Here is a 15,226-nt window from a genome sequence, read left to right as displayed (position 1 = left end):
GCTGAGGCTCACCGGGCCCCTCCCGCCGCCCGCGCCGCCCGCCGAGGAGGCCCGCCGGGGCGGCGGCCCCCTCCACTCCCTGCGCCGCGACAGGCAGGCCATCAGCCACCACTACGACGTCGGCAACGCCTTCTACGAGCACGTCCTCGGCCCGTCCATGGTCTACTCCTGCGCCTACTGGGAGAGTCCCGAGTCGACCCTTGAGGAGGCCCAGCGGGCCAAGCTCGACCTTGTTTGCCGCAAGCTGGGTCTCAAACCCGGAATGCGGCTGCTCGACGTCGGCTGCGGCTGGGGCTCGATGGCCCTCCACGCCGCCCGCGAGTACGGCGTGGACGTCGTCGCCGTCACCCTCTCCGAGGAGCAGGCCGCCTACGCCCGCAAGCGGGTCGCAGGGGCCGGTCTGGCGGACCGCATAGAGGTGCGCGTCCAGGACTACCGCGAGGTCTCCGACGGGCCCTTCGACGCCGTCTCCTCCATCGGCATGGCCGAGCACGTCGGCTCCGCGCGCTACGCCGGGTACGCCGCCGACCTGTACGCCCTGCTGCGGCCCGGCGGCCGGCTGCTCAACCACCAGATCGCCCGCCGCCCGCTGCGGGACGAGGGCGGCTACCGGGTCGACGAGTTCATCGACCGCTACGTCTTCCCCGACGGCGAGCTCGCGCCCGTCGGCCGGACCGTGGCCCAGCTGGAGGAGGCCGGCTTCGAGGTCCGGGACGTCGAGGCGCTGCGCGAGCACTACGCGCTCACCCTGCGGCGCTGGGTGGCCAACCTGGAGGCCCAGTGGGACGAGGCCGTGCGGCTGACCTCACCGGGCCGCGCCCGCGTCTGGCGGCTCTACATGGCCGCCTCCGCGCTGGCCTTCGAGCGCAACCGCATCGGCGTCAACCAGGTGCTGGCGATCCGCACGCCCGAGTCCGGGGCGTCAGGGCTGCCGCTGCGCACCCGCGACTGGAACTGAGACCGCGGCACAGCGCAAGGGCCCGGTCCGAAACCCGGACCGGGCCCTTGCCGTCGGCGGACGCGGCTGTCGCTACTCGGCCTTGATGGCCGACAGCATGTTGAGCTTGGCCGCCCGGCGGGCGGGCCACAGCGCGGCCAGCACGCCGACCACGGCGGCCAGCAGCAGGAAGACGCCCATCCGGCCCCAGGGGAGCACCAGCTCGTAGGTGCTCACGGCCTTCTTGATGAGATCGCCCGCGGCCCAGCCGAAGAAGACGCCCAGGCCGATGCCCATCACACCGCCGAAGAGCGAGATGATCAGCGACTCCAGGCGGACCATCCGCTTGATGCCCTTGCGGTCCAGGCCGATGGCACGGAGCATGCCGATCTCCTGCTGACGCTCGAAGACGGACATCGCCAGGGTGTTGATGACGCCGAGGACGGCGACGACGACGGCCATGGCCAGCAGGCCGTAGAGCATGTTCAGCAGCAGGCCGATGGCCTTGGAGATGCCGTTGGAGATGTCCTGCTTGGTCTGGATCTGGATGGCGGGGTTGTCGCCGAGGGCCTTGGCGAGGGAGTCCTTGACCTTCTCGCCGGCGCCGCCCTTGACCTTGACCATCACCTGGCGGTCGTCGACCTGCTTCTGGTGGGGGGCCAGGGTCGGGGTGTCGATCCAGATGCCGCGCATCAGGTCGTTGCCCTTGAAGACGCCGCCGACCGTCAGCTTGCCCTTCTTGCCGTCCTCGAAGGTGACGTCGAAGGAGGAGCCCTGCTTCCAGTGGTTGCTGCGGGCCGTGGCGTCGTCCACGACGACCTTGTCACCGGAGAGGCCGGCGAACGAGCCCGACGTGAAGTCGAGGTTCGTCAGCTGCCCGATGGTCTTGCCGTTGACGCCCGTGAGGCTCTGGTGGTCGCCGTCGATACGGGCCGGGGAGGAGCGCAGCGGGCTGGCGGCGACGACGTCCGGGTGGCCGGCGAGCGTCTTCTCCACATCGGTGGACAGCGGGGTCATGCTGGCCATGGAGACGACGTAGTCGGCCTTGAGGGCGCCCGTGGCCATCTTGTCGATGGCCTGCTGCATGCTGCCGGCGATCACGGTCAGACCGGTGATCAGGGTGAGGCCGATCATCAGCGCGGAGGCGGTGGCGGCGGTGCGGCGGGGGTTGCGGACCGCGTTCTGCCGGGCGAGCTTGCCGGGCATCCCGAAGGGGCGCAGCAGCGGCGCCGCTGCTGCGATCACCGGGCGGGACAGCAGCGGCGTCAGCACGAACACGCCGATGAGGACCAGGCCCGCGCCCAGGCCCATCATGGTCGAGCTGGTGGCGGTCAGGACGAGCGCGGCACCGAGGGCGCTGATGACGCCACCGATGGAGTTGCGCACGACCAGGGACTTGGTGGTGGCCACGGCGTGGACGCTGTTCATCGCGGCGACCGGGGGGATCTTCGCGGCGCGGCGGCCGGGCAGCCAGGCGGCGAGCATGGTGACGACGATGCCGACGACCATCGAGACCAGGATGGTGCTGGGGGAGATGACCAGCGGGCCGTCCGGGATGGTGGCGCCCGTGCCGCCGATCAGCGACCGCAGGCCGGCGCCGATGCCGATGCCGGCGACGAGGCCGGTCACACCGGCGACCGTGCCCACGACGAACGCCTCGATGAGCACCGAGCGGGTGACCTGGCGGCGGCTCGCGCCGACGGCGCGCAGCAGGGCCAGCTCCTTGGTGCGCTGGGCGACCAGCATGGTGAAGGTGTTGGCGATGATGAAGATGCCGACGAACAGGGCGATGCCCGCGAAGACCAGCAGGGTGGTCCGCATGCCGTCCATGGACTGGGAGATCATCCGGCTCTGCTCGTCCGCGAGCTGCTTGCCGGTGGTGGCCTCGGTGTCCTTGGGGAGGATCTTCTCGACCGAGGACTTCAGGGCGGCCTGAGAGGTGCCCGCGGCGGCCTTGACGTCGATCTCGTCGAAGCCGCCGGGCTTGCCGTAGAGCTTCTGCGCGGTGGCGGTGTCGAACAGGGCGAGGCTGCCGCCGGCGGAGACGTTGCCGTCGTCGGTGGTGAAGACGCCCGTCAGCTTCTGCTGGAGCACGGGGCCGTCGACGGAGATCCGGACGGTGTCGCCGACCTTGTAACCGGCCCGGTCGGCGGTCTTCGCGTCGAGGGCGATCTCACCGGCGGCCCGGGGCGCGCGGCCGGACTTCAGCGGGTAGCGGGCGTCCTTGCCGCCCTGGCCCGCGTAGTAGTTGGCGCCGGACGAGGAGAAGCCCTCGCCTATCAGCTTGCCCTTCTTGTCGGCGATCGCCGCGAAGCCGCTGACGGAGCCGGTGGCGGAGGCGGCGCCGGGGACCTTGGCGGCCCGGTCGAGGAGGTCCTGCGTCAGCCGGGGGGCGGCGCCGGGGACGCTCCTGTCACCGCTCTCCTTGTGGGGCTGGACGGCGACGTCGACGTTCGTGAAGCCCTTTTGGGAGCTCTTCTGGAAGGCGTCGGAGATGGTCGAGGTGAAGACCAGGGTGCCGGAGACGAAGGCCACGCCGAGCATGACGGCGAGGACGGTCATCAGCAGCCGGGCCTTGTGCGCGAGCACATTGCGCAGCGCGGTGCGGAACATGGGGTTCAGTCCTGAGTTTCGAGTCCGGCGGGGATCAGCTCGTGCGGCCCTTGGCGTCGAACCGCTTCATGCGGTCGAGCACGGCGTCGGCGGTGGGCTCGCGCATCTCGTCGACGATCCGGCCGTCGGCCAGGAAGATCACACGGTCCGCGTAGGAGGCGGCGACGGGGTCGTGGGTGACCATGACGACCGTCTGGCCGAGCTCGCGCACGGAGTTGCGCAGGAAGCCGAGGACCTCGGCGCCGGAGCGGGAGTCGAGGTTGCCGGTGGGCTCGTCGGCGAACATGATCTCCGGCCGGCCCGCCAGGGCGCGGGCCACGGCGACGCGCTGCTGCTGACCGCCGGAGAGCTGGTTCGGGCGGTGCTTGAGGCGCCCGGACAGGCCGACGGTGTCGACGACCATGTCGAGCCACTGCTGGTCGGGCTTGCGGCCGGCGATGTCCATGGGGAGCGTGATGTTCTCCAGGGCGGTGAGCGTCGGCAGCAGGTTGAAGGCCTGGAAGATGAAGCCGATCTTGTCGCGGCGGAGCCGGGTGAGCTTCTTGTCGTTCAGGGCGGTGAGCTCGACGTCGCCGATGCGGGCCGAGCCGCCGGAGACGCTGTCCAGGCCGGCCATGCAGTGCATGAGCGTGGACTTGCCGGAGCCCGAGGGGCCCATGATCGCGGTGAACTCGGCCTGCCGGAAGTCCACGGAGACGGCGTCCAGGGCGACCACCTGGGTCTCACCCTGGCCGTAGACCTTGGTCAGGTCCGTGGCGCGGGCGGCCACAGCGGTGCTGCGGACGGCGGTCGGGGCGCCGAAGGGCATGGTGGTCACGGTGGGGGGTCTCCTGTCGGGACGGCGGGCTCCGGGACGCGTCGTCCGCGGAATCAGGGCACATCCACCATGGTCCGGCGTGCTTCGGCCGCCCGGATCAGCCGTAGCTCCGGTTCCCGGGACAGCCTCCGGAGGTATGCCGGGAGCGCCCTGTCATCCCTGGGTAGGAGACCGACCCTTACCGAGGGCGACGAGATTGCGACAATTCCGGTTGCTTGTGGGGGTGGGGTGGTGAACGGCGGAGATCGGCCCCTGGCATGTGCCAACGGCGTCATCCCAGCACTGATGGGGGCTCAGTTGCCAATAAAATAAGACAACCTCGGGTCCATGTTCCGCTGTTTGGGGGGCGTGCCCCGGCTAGGCTCGTGCTGCTCTCCTCCGAGGGGAGGCTCGCGCGCCTCACCGCCGGGCTGCCCGAGAGCCCCCCGCCCGGATGGTGGAATGCAGACACGGCGAGCTTAAACCTCGCTGGCCCTTCGGGCCGTGCCGGTTCAAGTCCGGCTCCGGGCACCTCATCACTTCGCGAGCCGCCTATTGGCGTCGCCATCGCGTTAAGAGTGCCGCATTTCGCGGTTCTCCCGGAACCGGTCGCCACCGGTTCGCGTTGTCCGGTACGGGGTCCGGCAGAGAAAAGATCGTCCCGTAGCAGGAGGGCCTTTTCTTTGCCCCCCTATTACCCTTGACGCCAAGGCCGCGCAGGGTGGCCATGGAGGAGTGAGATGAGGAGCAGCAACCCGGTCTTCTCGCGACGGGGGTTCAGCCGCGACACCAGCGGTTACGCGGGCTTCGACGCGGGGGCGCAGGCCGGGGCCGCGTCCCAGGGGAACCCGTACGCGAACAATCCGTATGCCGGGAGCCCGTACGCCCAGCCCAGCAACCCCTACGCGACGAACCCGTACGCGCAGGGCGGGCCGGATCTCCAGCAGGGCCACCCGCAGGCCCCGGCGCGGGCCACCGGCCGGATGACGATCGACGACGTCGTCACGCGGACCGGCATCACGCTGGGCACGGTGATCGTCGCGGCCGGCGCCGCCTGGGCGCTCTCGCTGCCCGTCGGCGTGGGCTTCGGCGCCGCGATCGTCGCCATGGTCCTGGGCCTGGTCCAGTCGTTCAAGGCCAAGCCCTCCCCGGCGCTGATCCTGGCCTACGCGGCCTTCGAGGGTCTCTTCCTCGGTGTGATCAGCAAGTACTACAACGCGGTCGCCTACGGCGCCCCGATGCAGGCCGTGCTCGGCACGATGGCCGTCTTCGCGGGTGTCCTGATCGCCTACCGCACCCGGATCATCCGGGTCGACCGCCGTTTCACCCGCTTCGTCATCGGCGCCTCGATCGGCTTCCTCCTGCTGATGGTCGCGAACTCCCTGTTCGCGGTCTTCGGCGGCGGTGACGGTCTGGGCTTCCGCAGCGGTGGTCTCGGTATCGCGGTCGGCGTCGTCGGTGTGCTGCTGGGCGCGGCCTACCTGGCGCTGGACTTCAAGCAGATCGAGGACGGCGTGGCCTATGGCGCTCCCCGCGAGGAGTCCTGGCTGGCGGCCTTCGGCCTGACGCTGTCGCTCGTCTGGATCTACACGGAGATCCTCCGGATCATCGCGATCCTGAACAACGACTAATACCTCCGCACGCTCCGCATGGATATATCCGTGCGGACGGGGATGACAGGGCCCGGGAAGGCGACGCCTTCCCGGGCCTGTTCCGTTCCCGCGGGGCGCGTGGCTCAGCCCAGCTTTCGCGCCGCTCGTCGGAGGTCGTACTCGTGGACGATGGCCTTCGCGTGGCCGTAAGCGAGATTGTGCTCACCGCGCAGCCAGCTGACCTTCTCCTCGAAACGGAACAGGGAGGGGCCTTCTTCGACCGTACGCAGCCAGTCCGCTACTTCGCGGCCGGTGCACTGGGGGATTCGGGAGAGCAGGTTCCGGTGGGTCTCGTCGGAGAAGACATGGGACATCGGCGCCTCCGGACGCGTCGAATGATGGTCCTTCATGTCACCGTGCCCGAGTGTTCAAGCATTGGCAACAGTCGGTGGGCGGCGCATAGTCTCATGGCGTGGATGATGTGACGCCTCTTCTGGCCGCCGTGGACACCTTCGCCGACCGGCTGCGGACCCTGCCGCAGTCCCGGCTGAGCCGGGGTGCGGCGGCGGAAGCGCTGGCCCTGGCCCGTGAGCTGGCCGCGTGGACCCAGCGGATCGAGGAGCCGGACGCCCCGGCGGTACGGGAGATGCCGGACGCGGGAATGTTCGCGGTGGCCGACCAAGTGGCGGTGGCCGGCCATGATTTGGCCGAAGCGCTGCTCGCCTCCGGCGGGGTCACGGAAGGGGTGGCCCGGGCCGTGGGACTGATCGAGGAGGCCGCGGGGCGCTGCGGGCTCTGACGGGCCCGGCCGCCGGCCCCTGCGGGCCGCTGAGTCGCCGGGCCGCCGGGCCGCTACAGGGAGGCGATGACGCGGTCGGCCAGGACGTAGACCGTGCCCGACGCGCACTCGAAGGTCAGGGCGTAGGCGCCGGAGACCCCGGAGCCGCCCAGCAGGACCGGCGCGTCACCGGCCCGCAGGGCCTCGGCGAGGCGCTCGGCGGTCTCGCGGTGCCCGGGGGTCATGCAGACCGTGGTGCCGTCGGCGAAGACATAGACGTCCAGGGTGCCCAGCGGGCCGGGGCGGACGTCCGTGAGCGGCACGCAGTCGTCGGCGAGCTCGGTGAGGCGCTCGACCGTGCGCTCGTGGTCGGTGACGGCCGAGGTCATGGGGGTGAAGTCGGGGTGCGAGGGGTGGCGGCGGCGGGCCGCCGCCAGCTCGGGGGAGTCCGCGGCCTCCGCCTCGAGGTCGGCCAGCGGGTCCAGCCCGGCGAAGTCCAGCCCGGCGAGGTCGGCCTGGCGGGGCAGGAACAGGGGGTCGTCGAGGCCGGGCAGGACGACCGGCAGAGAGGGCGCGTCGGCGGCCCCGGTGAGGTCACGGGCCTCCTGGGCGGCCCAGAACGCCCGGGCCTCGGCCAGCTCGCGCTCCCGCTCCTCCGCGAGGGCGTCGGCGACGGCCGCGCGTATCTCGGAGAGCTCGGCCACGGGGGCGGTACGGGCGGCGGGCACGGCACCGCGCGCGTCGGCGCCGGCCGTGGCGGCGGCCAGTTCCTCGCGCAGGGCGGTGATCTGCCGGCGCAGACCGCGAGTGCTGTGCAGGGCGGCGGCGCCCGCGGCCGTGGCGGCGGCAGCGCCCAGCAGCAGGGCAAGGGACATGGCGCTCACTGACGTACTCCCGGTTGCTTGGATCCCCCGAATTCCTACCTCAGCTTCGCGCATGCCTCCGGAGGCCCACAGTGCAAAACGTCAGTAAACGGACGGGACCAAGGGCCCGGACGTTGTTCCTTCAACCACTCTGACCTGGGGAAACGAATCTCCCCCGGGACGTTGGTCACATCCTGGGGGAGATTCGGTCACGTTTCGGCAAGGTGGCCGAAGACTGCTGTTGGCAAGTGCCGCTTGCCGACTGGCTCAGCCGCTCGTGCTTTTGGTCGCGCTGAGCTTCGCCTTCGCTGAGGGCAGGTGCCGCCCTCGTGCCTCGGGCGGCCCCTGCCCTCCGCTGCGGCTCAGCTCAGCCGCTCGATCACCATCGCCATGCCCTGGCCGCCGCCCACGCACATCGTCTCCAGGCCGAACTGCTTGTCGTGGAACTGGAGCGAGTTGATGAGGGTGCCCGTGATGCGGGCGCCCGTCATGCCGAAGGGGTGGCCGACGGCGATGGCGCCGCCGTTGACGTTCAGCTTGTCGATGTCGATGCCCAGGTCGCGGTAGGAGGGGATGACCTGCGCGGCGAACGCCTCGTTGATCTCGACCAGGTCGATGTCGCCGATGGTCAGCCCCGCCCGTCGCAGCGCCTGCTCGCTGGCCGCCACCGGGCCGTAGCCCATGATCTCGGGGGAGAGCGCGGAGACGCCCGTCGAGACGATCCGGGCCAGCGGGGTCAGGCCCAGCTCGCGCGCCTTGGTGTCGGACATGATCACCACGGCGGCGGCGCCGTCGTTGAGCGGGCAGCAGTTGGCCGCCGTGATCAGGCCGTCGGGGCGGAAGGCGGGCTTGAGGCCCGCGACGCCCTCCAGGGTGACGCCCGCGCGGGGGCCGTCGTCCTGCGACACGACCGTGCCGTCGGGCAGCGTCACCGGGGTGATCTCGCGCTGCCAGAAGCCCTTCTTGATGGCTTCCTCGGCGAGGTTCTGCGAGCGGACGCCGAACTCGTCCATCTCCTGGCGGGTGACGCCCTTGAGGCGAGCCAGGTTCTCGGCGGTCTGGCCCATCGCTATGTACGCGTCCGGGACCAGGCCGTCCTCGCGCGGGTCGTGCCAGCCCTCGCCGCCCTGCTCGGCGCGGGCGGCCGTGCGGGCCTCGGCGTCGGCGAAGAGCGGGTTGTGGGTGCCAGGCATGCCGTCGGAGGAGCCGTTGACGGAGCGGGAGACCATCTCGACGCCCGCCGAGATGAAGACGTCGCCCTCGCCGGCCTTGATGGCGTGGAGCGCCATCCGGGAGGTCTGGAGGGACGAGGCGCAGTAGCGGGTGATCGTGGTGGCGGGCAGGTGGTCCATGCCCATCTGCACGGCCACGATGCGCGCCAGGTTGTGGCCCTGCTCGCCGCCGGGCAGACCGCAGCCGAGCATCAGGTCGTCGATCTCGCGCGGGTCGAGCCCGGGGACCTTGGCGAGCGCGGCCTGGATGATCGTGGCGGTGAGGTCGTCGGGCCGCAGCTCCTTCAGGGAGCCCTTGAAGGCGCGACCGATGGGGGAGCGGGCGGTAGAGACGATCACGGCTTCGGGCATCACACGGCTCCAGTTGCGCGGGAACGAAGACTCCCCGGAAGTTACCCGCAAGTACGCCCCGGGTCACGGTCTCCGGGCTGTGACGCCGGACTCTTTCCAGTATGGGCGGGCCGTTCCCCGTCCGGAACGGCCTCCGCCCCCGTCGGCAGCCGCCGCCGCTTGCGGTGCTTGAGCAGTGCCCAGCGGCCCCGCGCCGTGACCTCCGTGCCGCCCTCCGCGGCCGCCTCGGCGGCCGCCCGGGCCAGCGGCAGGATGCCCTCGCGGCGCGCCGCGTCCGGCCGCTCGTCCTCCGGCCAGAGCCCCAGCGTCGCGCAGAGCGTGGGCAGCACGGCCATGGCCGCCGTCGCGTAACCCTCGGCCGAGGGGTGGTAGTTGTCGGGCCCGAACAGCTCCCGGGGGTTGGCCTCGAACTCCGGCCCCAGCAGATCGCCCAGCGAGACCGTCCGGCCGCCCGCCGACAGCACCCCGATCGTCTGCGCCGCCGCCAGCTGCCGGCTCAGCCGCCGCGCCAGCCAGCGCAGCGGCTGGTAGACGGGCTCGATCGTGCCCAGGTCGGGGCAGGTGCCGACCACCACCTCGCACCCCGCCTCCCGCAGTCTGCGCACGGCCTCCGTGAGCAGCCGGACGGAGCGGGCGGCGGGCACCCGGTGGGTGACGTCGTTCGCCCCGATCATGATCACGCAGACGTCCGGGACCCGCTCCGGGTCGCAGAGGATCTGGGTGACCTGCCGCTCCAGGTCGTAGGACTGCGCCCCGGACAGTGCCACGTTGCGCAGCTCCACGGGGCGTTCCGCGACCGCCGCGAGCCCCGAGGCCAGCAGCGCGCCCGGGGTCTGCCGGGGCCGGTGCACCCCCTGGCCGGCCGCCGTGGAGTCGCCCAGCACGCCCAGCAGCAGCGGCTCCCGCACCGGCCCGAGCGTGAACGCGGAGCCGTAGCTGCCGTCCGCGTGCGGCGGTGCCCCGCCGGCCCCGCCGACGACCCGGCGGGCCAGCGCCACCTCCGTGAGCAGCACCCCGAGCACCGCTCCGCCGAGCAGGCCGACCCCGCCGCCTCCGTACGCCGCAGCGGCCGCGATCCGCCGCGCGGCCCTCGCCCTCAGCATGGACACCGGACAGCCTCCTCAGCGCTCCGAGAACCGGTTCACAAACGCTTCACAAAAGCTTCATGAATCCGGCGCGCCCTTGCCAGTGCGCGCTATGAGCAGGTTGCCCCGCTCACTCGCCTCCGCAACGCGCCGTTGGAGCGGTCGCGGGCGCTCTAGGCTGGCGGTATGGGCACGCGACGACCGCTAGTGCCCCCGACCGCGGAGATCACCGTGCAGTATCACGATTCGATGATTGAGCTCGTTGGCAACACCCCGCTCGTGAAGCTCAACCATGTGACCGAAGGCATCAAGGCGACCGTCCTCGCCAAGGTGGAGTACTTCAACCCCGGTGGATCGGTGAAGGACCGCATCGCCGTGCGGATGATCGAGGCGGCCGAGAAGTCCGGCGAGCTCAAGCCGGGCGGCACGATCGTGGAGCCCACCTCGGGCAACACGGGCGTGGGTCTCGCGATCGTGGCGCAGCAGAAGGGCTACAAGTGCATCTTCGTCTGCCCTGACAAGGTTTCCCAGGACAAGATCAACGTACTGCGGGCGTACGGGGCCGAGGTCGTCGTCTGCCCGACCGCGGTCGACCCGGAGCACCCGGACTCGTACTACAACGTCTCCGACCGCCTGGTGCGCGAGACGCCCAACGCCTGGAAGCCCGACCAGTACAGCAACCCCAACAACCCGCTCTCGCACTACCACTCCACCGGTCCGGAGCTCTGGGAGCAGACCGAGGGGAAGATCACCCACTTCGTCGCGGGCGTGGGCACCGGCGGCACGATCAGCGGCACCGGCCGGTACCTGAAGGAGGTCAGCGGCGGCAAGGTCAAGGTCATCGGCTCCGACCCCGAGGGCTCGGTCTACAGCGGCGGTTCGGGCCGCCCGTACCTGATCGAGGGCGTCGGCGAGGACTTCTGGCCCTCCGCCTACGACGGCACGGTGACGGACGAGATCATCGCGGTCTCCGACAAGGACGCCTTCCAGATGACCCGCCGCCTCGCCAAGGAGGAGGGTCTGCTGGTCGGCGGCTCCTGCGGCATGGCGGTCGTCAGCGCCCTGCGCGCCGCGGAGGACCTCGGCGAGGACGACGTCGTCGTGGTGCTGCTGCCGGACAGCGGCCGCGGCTACCTGAGCAAGATTTTCAACGACGAGTGGATGGCCGACTACGGCTTCCTGGAGGAGCCCGGCGACGCCGCCCGCGTCGGCGACGTGCTGCGCCGCAAGGACGGCGGCATCCCCTCGCTCGTCCACATGCACCCCGAGGAGACGGTCGGCCAGGCCATCGAGGTGCTGCGCGAGTACGGCGTCTCGCAGATGCCCATCGTCAAGCCCGGCGCCGGTCACCCCGACGTCATGGCCGCCGAGGTCATCGGCTCGGTCGTCGAACGCGACCTGCTGGACGCGCTGTTCGCCCAGCGGGCCTCGCTTGCCGACCCCCTGGAGAAGCACATGAGCGCGCCGCTGCCGCAGGTCGGCTCCGGCGAGCCGGTCGGCGACCTGATGAACGTCCTCGGTACGGCGGACGCGGCCATCGTGATCGTCGAGGGCAAGCCGAAGGGTGTCGTCAGCCGGCAGGACCTGCTCGCGTTCCTCGCCGAGGGCGGCAACAGCGGAACGAAGTAAGGCTCATTGGGGTAACTACCGGTCCGTAAAAGGTACGTATGCGTCACGCGCGCGCAGCATGGACTTAACACGGAACCGGCATAGTGGGGGGTGTCGAGGCGGCAGGAACTCCGGAGCGGCTCCCGGACTCCAGAGCCGTCCGGACGCGGCACCGGTTCCCGTCACCTGGGATCCGGTCCGTGTCCTCCGCGGGGACCGCCGTCGTCCCGACCCCGGCTCCGGCCGGGGTGCGGCGGCCCCCGCGCCCTCTGTTTTTCCGGGTGCTGCGGACGATGCTCCGCCGGGGCGCCCCGTAAGGGGCGCGGGGAACTGCGCGACAAGCCCCCACCGGCCCGCGGGTGACCGGAACGCTTACGCCTCCCACCCGTCGGAGGAAGGCGGCTCCGGTTCGTTCGCCCGGCGCCGCCAGGCCCCCCGGGACGCCTGGGCGACATTGACGCCCACGATCCCCGCCCAGGTCACCACCAGCCCCGCCAGATGCGCCTGGTACGCGGCGATCGCCGACAGCGGCACCGCCAGCACCAGCGACAGCGCCGCGAAGCCGAAGCGCTCCCCGAAGCTCCCGAGGGCCGGTGACGGCCCGTCACCCGCACCCCGCCCCGCCGCACTCCGCGCCGCGCTCATCTGCCGCTCGGCGAGATAACGGCGCACCTGGCGGTCCGCCGTGGCGTCCATCCGCCGGTCGATGCGCTCCCCGACCTTCTCCAGGAAGGAGTCGATGAGCTCCGCCTCGTACTCCGGCCCGAGCTCCTTGAGCGTGTGCGCGGTCGCGTCCAGCTCCCGGCGCAGCTCGGGGTCCTTCTTCAGGCTGAGGGCGGGGTCGTCGGGGCGACCGGGGTCCTTCGGGGCAGCGGTGTCACGGGCCATCATGGCCACGAAGGTACGGTCGGCGGGTGCCCCGCGTCAGTGGGGCCAGCACCCGTATCCGCAGAGGGGATGCCCCCCGGTCCACCGGGGCCCCATGGAAGGAGCGATTCCGTGCCCGAACCCCTGCTGTCGTCCCTGGTGGCGCCGGACGCCGCCGACCGCCCGGACGCCCTCACCATCGCGGGACGGACCATGTCGCGGGAGGAACTCCTGGGCGCGGCGGGCGCGGTGGCGGCCCGGATCGCCGGGGCCCCGTCGGTGGCCGTACGGGCCGTGGCGGAGCCCGGGACCGTGGTGGCCGTCGTCGGCGGGCTGCTCGCCGGGGTGCCCGTCGTACCGCTGCCGCCGGACGCCGGGCCCGCCGAGCGCGACCACATCCTGCGCGACTCCGGCGCCGAACTGATCCTCGGCGAGGACGTCCCCGTGGACATACGGGAACGCGGCACCTGGTCCGCGCCCGAGCCGGACCCCGCCTCGACCGCCTTCGTGCTCTACACCTCCGGCACCACCGGCGCGCCCAAGGGCGCGCTCATCCCGCGCGGCGCCGTCGCGGCGGGCCTGGACGGGCTCGCCGAGGCCTGGAAGTGGACGGCCGAGGACACCCTCGTCCACGGGCTGCCGCTCTTTCATGTGCACGGCCTCGTCCTGGGCGTCCTGGGCGCCCTGCGCACCGGCTGCCGGCTGGTCCACACCGGCCGTCCCACGCCGGAGGCGTACGCGGCGGCGGGCGGCAGCCTCTACTTCGGCGTGCCGACGGTCTGGTCGCGGGTGGTGCGCGACCACACGGCCGCCCGCGCTCTCTCCGGGGCCCGGCTGCTGGTGTCGGGCAGCGCCGCCCTGCCCGCGCCCGTCTTCCGCGACCTGGAGGCGCTCACCGGGCAACGCCCCGTCGAGCGCTACGGCATGACGGAGACCCTGATCACCGTCTCCACCCGCGCGGACGGCGAGCGCCGCCCCGGCGCGGTGGGGCTGCCGCTGCCGGGCGTGCGCACCCGTGTGGTGGAGACCGGGGAGGAGGGCGGCATCGGGGAGCTGGAGGTGTCCGGCCCGACCCTCTTCGCCGGCTACCTGGGCCGCCCGGAGGCGACGGCGGCCGCGTACACGGCCGACGGCTGGTTCCGCACGGGCGACATCGCCGCGATCGAGGCGGACGGCACCCACCGCATCGTCGGCCGGGCCTCCACCGACCTGATCAAGTCCGGCGGCTACCGGATCGGCGCGGGCGAGGTCGAGAACGCCCTGCTGGACCACCCGGCGGTCCGCGAGGCGGCGGTCGTCGGGCTGCCGCACGACGACCTGGGGCAGGAGATCGTCGCCTATGTGGTGGCCGACGGGATCGACGAGAAGGCGCTGATCGACTTTGTGGCGGGCCATCTGTCCGGGCACAAGCGGCCGCGCCGGATCCGCTTCATGGACGCGTTGCCGCGCAACGCGATGGGCAAGCCGCAGAAGAAGCTGCTGCCTCCGCTGTGAGGCACCGGGCCGCGAGGCACCCGTCCCCTGCCGTACCCTGCATAATTTCATGCAGGGTACGGGCCGGATGAATGACTGACCGAGGAGGGCTCATGAGCGAGACCGGGGGCGAGCCGGAAGCCACCGCGCGGCTGCAGAAGCTCTTCGAAGGACACCGGCTGACGCCCACGCAGCGCCGCATCGCCCACTGCATGGTGCGCCGCGCGGCCGACGCGCCGTTCCTCTCCAGCGTGGAGCTCGCCGAGCTCGCCGGGGTCAGCCAGCCGTCGGTGACCCGCTTCGCGGTCGCCCTCGGCTTCGACGGCTACCCCGCGCTCCGCCGCCATCTGCGCGACGTCGTCCCGGCCGCCGAGGCGCCCGCCGAGGACTCGTACAACGAGTACCAGCAGGCCGTGCAGGCCGAGATCGACAACCTCCGCCACCTCGCCTCGCTGCTCGCCGACCCGTCGCCCGTCGCCCGGGCCGGCCGGCTGCTGGCCGCGTCGCGCCCGCTGCCGGTCCTCGGCCTGCGGGCCGCGACCGCCCAGGCGGCGGGCTTCGCCTACTTCGCCCGCAAGGTCCACCCCGACGTACGGCTCCTCGACGAGGGCGGCACGCTGCTCGTCGACCGCATCGACGCGGCCGTCCGCGCCGGGGCGAGCGCCCTGCTGTGCTTCGCGCTGCCGAGGCATCCGCGCGAGGTGGTGGAGGCGCTGGAGTACGCGCGGGGGGTGGGCCTGACGGTCGTCACCGTCGCGGACTCCACCTTCGCGCCGGTGGCCCGCCACAGCGACGTCCTGCTGCCCGCCGCCGTCGGCACGGGCCTCGCCTTCGACACGGCGTGCGCGCCGATGCTGCTGGGGCGGGTGCTCCTGGAGGCGATGTGCGACGCGCTGCCGGACGCGCAGGCGCGACTGGAGGAGTTCGACGCGAAGGCGGCGGCGCGGGGCTTGTTCGTGGAGTGAGGGGGGAATTCAGCCCCTCCGGCGTTTGAGGAGCGGGGGTCCGGGGGCGGAGCCCCTGAATGGGGG

At 71.9% G+C, this 15,226-nt stretch carries 13 protein-coding genes and 1 tRNA gene; 7 read left to right on the top strand and 7 right to left on the bottom strand.

What is annotated here, in order from left to right; genetic code table 11:
• On the top strand, positions 1–958 hold a 958-nt coding region (locus tag K6I33_RS19060), incomplete at its 5' end, for a cyclopropane-fatty-acyl-phospholipid synthase family protein (protein ID WP_229353989.1).
• A 72-nt stretch (positions 959–1,030) separates the two neighbouring features.
• On the opposite strand, the gene K6I33_RS19055 is transcribed toward K6I33_RS19060, so the two are convergent.
• Positions 1,031–3,550, bottom strand: coding sequence for an ABC transporter permease (locus tag K6I33_RS19055; RefSeq protein ID WP_229353987.1), 2,520 nt, complete (start codon positions 3,548–3,550; stop codon positions 1,031–1,033).
• Positions 3,551–3,584: 34 nt separating this feature from the next.
• On the bottom strand, positions 3,585–4,358 hold the full coding sequence (locus K6I33_RS19050; protein ID WP_229353993.1) for an ABC transporter ATP-binding protein: 774 nt from the start codon (positions 4,356–4,358) through the stop codon (positions 3,585–3,587).
• 436 nt (positions 4,359–4,794) lie between these two features.
• On the opposite strand from K6I33_RS19050, the gene K6I33_RS19045 reads away from it, so the two are divergent.
• Positions 4,795–4,877: transfer RNA gene (locus K6I33_RS19045), tRNA-Leu, on the top strand.
• A gap of 209 nt (positions 4,878–5,086) precedes the next feature.
• A complete protein-coding gene (locus tag K6I33_RS19040; protein ID WP_229353985.1) occupies positions 5,087–5,977 on the top strand; it encodes a Bax inhibitor-1/YccA family protein in 891 nt (296 codons plus the stop codon).
• A gap of 104 nt (positions 5,978–6,081) precedes the next feature.
• On the opposite strand, the gene K6I33_RS19035 is transcribed toward K6I33_RS19040, so the two are convergent.
• Positions 6,082–6,312 carry a DUF4287 domain-containing protein gene (locus K6I33_RS19035; RefSeq protein WP_229353983.1) on the bottom strand — a complete coding sequence of 77 codons (231 nt, stop codon included), beginning with the start codon at positions 6,310–6,312 and terminating at the stop codon, positions 6,082–6,084.
• Positions 6,313–6,410: 98 nt separating this feature from the next.
• On the opposite strand from K6I33_RS19035, the gene K6I33_RS19030 reads away from it, so the two are divergent.
• Positions 6,411–6,737: a hypothetical protein gene (locus tag K6I33_RS19030; RefSeq protein ID WP_229353981.1), complete on the top strand. Its 327-nt coding sequence runs from the start codon at positions 6,411–6,413 to the stop codon at positions 6,735–6,737.
• Between the two features lie 53 nt (positions 6,738–6,790).
• Here the strand turns inward: K6I33_RS19030 and K6I33_RS19025 are convergent, their stop codons facing one another.
• The 3 genes from K6I33_RS19025 to K6I33_RS19015 form a co-directional block, all read right to left on the bottom strand.
• Positions 6,791–7,600: a hypothetical protein gene (locus K6I33_RS19025; protein ID WP_229353979.1), complete on the bottom strand. Its 810-nt coding sequence runs from the start codon at positions 7,598–7,600 to the stop codon at positions 6,791–6,793.
• A 341-nt stretch (positions 7,601–7,941) separates the two neighbouring features.
• The gene (locus tag K6I33_RS19020) at positions 7,942–9,162 is read right to left on the bottom strand and encodes an acetyl-CoA C-acetyltransferase (protein WP_229353977.1); all 1,221 of its coding nucleotides are present in this window, start codon (positions 9,160–9,162) and stop codon (positions 7,942–7,944) included.
• A gap of 41 nt (positions 9,163–9,203) precedes the next feature.
• Entirely contained in the window at positions 9,204–10,265 is a 1,062-nt protein-coding gene (locus K6I33_RS19015; protein WP_229353991.1) for an SGNH/GDSL hydrolase family protein, read from the bottom strand.
• A gap of 213 nt (positions 10,266–10,478) precedes the next feature.
• On the opposite strand from K6I33_RS19015, the gene K6I33_RS19010 reads away from it, so the two are divergent.
• Positions 10,479–11,876 carry a cystathionine beta-synthase gene (locus K6I33_RS19010; protein WP_229353975.1) on the top strand — a complete coding sequence of 466 codons (1,398 nt, stop codon included), beginning with the start codon at positions 10,479–10,481 and terminating at the stop codon, positions 11,874–11,876.
• Positions 11,877–12,227: 351 nt separating this feature from the next.
• Here K6I33_RS19010 and K6I33_RS19005 read toward each other — a convergent pair whose 3' ends face one another.
• Positions 12,228–12,746: a hypothetical protein gene (locus K6I33_RS19005; protein ID WP_229353971.1), complete on the bottom strand. Its 519-nt coding sequence runs from the start codon at positions 12,744–12,746 to the stop codon at positions 12,228–12,230.
• Between the two features lie 66 nt (positions 12,747–12,812).
• On the opposite strand from K6I33_RS19005, the gene K6I33_RS19000 reads away from it, so the two are divergent.
• Both K6I33_RS19000 and K6I33_RS18995 read left to right on the top strand, forming a co-directional pair.
• Positions 12,813–14,216 carry an acyl-CoA synthetase gene (locus K6I33_RS19000; RefSeq protein ID WP_374285142.1) on the top strand — a complete coding sequence of 468 codons (1,404 nt, stop codon included), beginning with the start codon at positions 12,813–12,815 and terminating at the stop codon, positions 14,214–14,216.
• Between the two features lie 92 nt (positions 14,217–14,308).
• Positions 14,309–15,160, top strand: a complete 852-nt coding sequence (locus K6I33_RS18995) for a MurR/RpiR family transcriptional regulator (protein ID WP_229353967.1) — start codon at positions 14,309–14,311, stop codon at positions 15,158–15,160.
• The last annotated feature ends 66 nt before the right edge of the window (positions 15,161–15,226 follow it).

It is taken from the genome of Streptomyces sp. UNOB3_S3 (assembly GCF_020740895.1).
Taxonomy (GTDB): domain Bacteria; phylum Actinomycetota; class Actinomycetes; order Streptomycetales; family Streptomycetaceae; genus Streptomyces.
This window is presented reverse-complemented; position numbering and strand designations above follow the sequence as displayed.

Bases quoted from the DNA above. Each gene is read 5' to 3' on its own strand.
- K6I33_RS19055 (WP_229353987.1), bottom strand. From the start codon at position 3,550: ATGTTCCGCACCGCGCTGCGCAATGTGCTCGCGCACAAGGCCCGGCTG.
- K6I33_RS19050 (WP_229353993.1), bottom strand. From the start codon at position 4,358: ATGCCCTTCGGCGCCCCGACCGCCGTCCGCAGCACCGCTGTGGCCGCC.
- K6I33_RS19040 (WP_229353985.1), top strand. From the start codon at position 5,087: ATGAGGAGCAGCAACCCGGTCTTCTCGCGACGGGGGTTCAGCCGCGAC.
- K6I33_RS19035 (WP_229353983.1), bottom strand. From the start codon at position 6,312: ATGTCCCATGTCTTCTCCGACGAGACCCACCGGAACCTGCTCTCCCGA.
- K6I33_RS19020 (WP_229353977.1), bottom strand. From the start codon at position 9,162: ATGCCCGAAGCCGTGATCGTCTCTACCGCCCGCTCCCCCATCGGTCGC.
- K6I33_RS19015 (WP_229353991.1), bottom strand. From the start codon at position 10,265: ATGCTGAGGGCGAGGGCCGCGCGGCGGATCGCGGCCGCTGCGGCGTAC.
- K6I33_RS19005 (WP_229353971.1), bottom strand. From the start codon at position 12,746: ATGATGGCCCGTGACACCGCTGCCCCGAAGGACCCCGGTCGCCCCGAC.
- K6I33_RS19000 (WP_374285142.1), top strand. From the start codon at position 12,813: ATGCCCCCCGGTCCACCGGGGCCCCATGGAAGGAGCGATTCCGTGCCC.
- K6I33_RS18995 (WP_229353967.1), top strand. From the start codon at position 14,309: ATGAGCGAGACCGGGGGCGAGCCGGAAGCCACCGCGCGGCTGCAGAAG.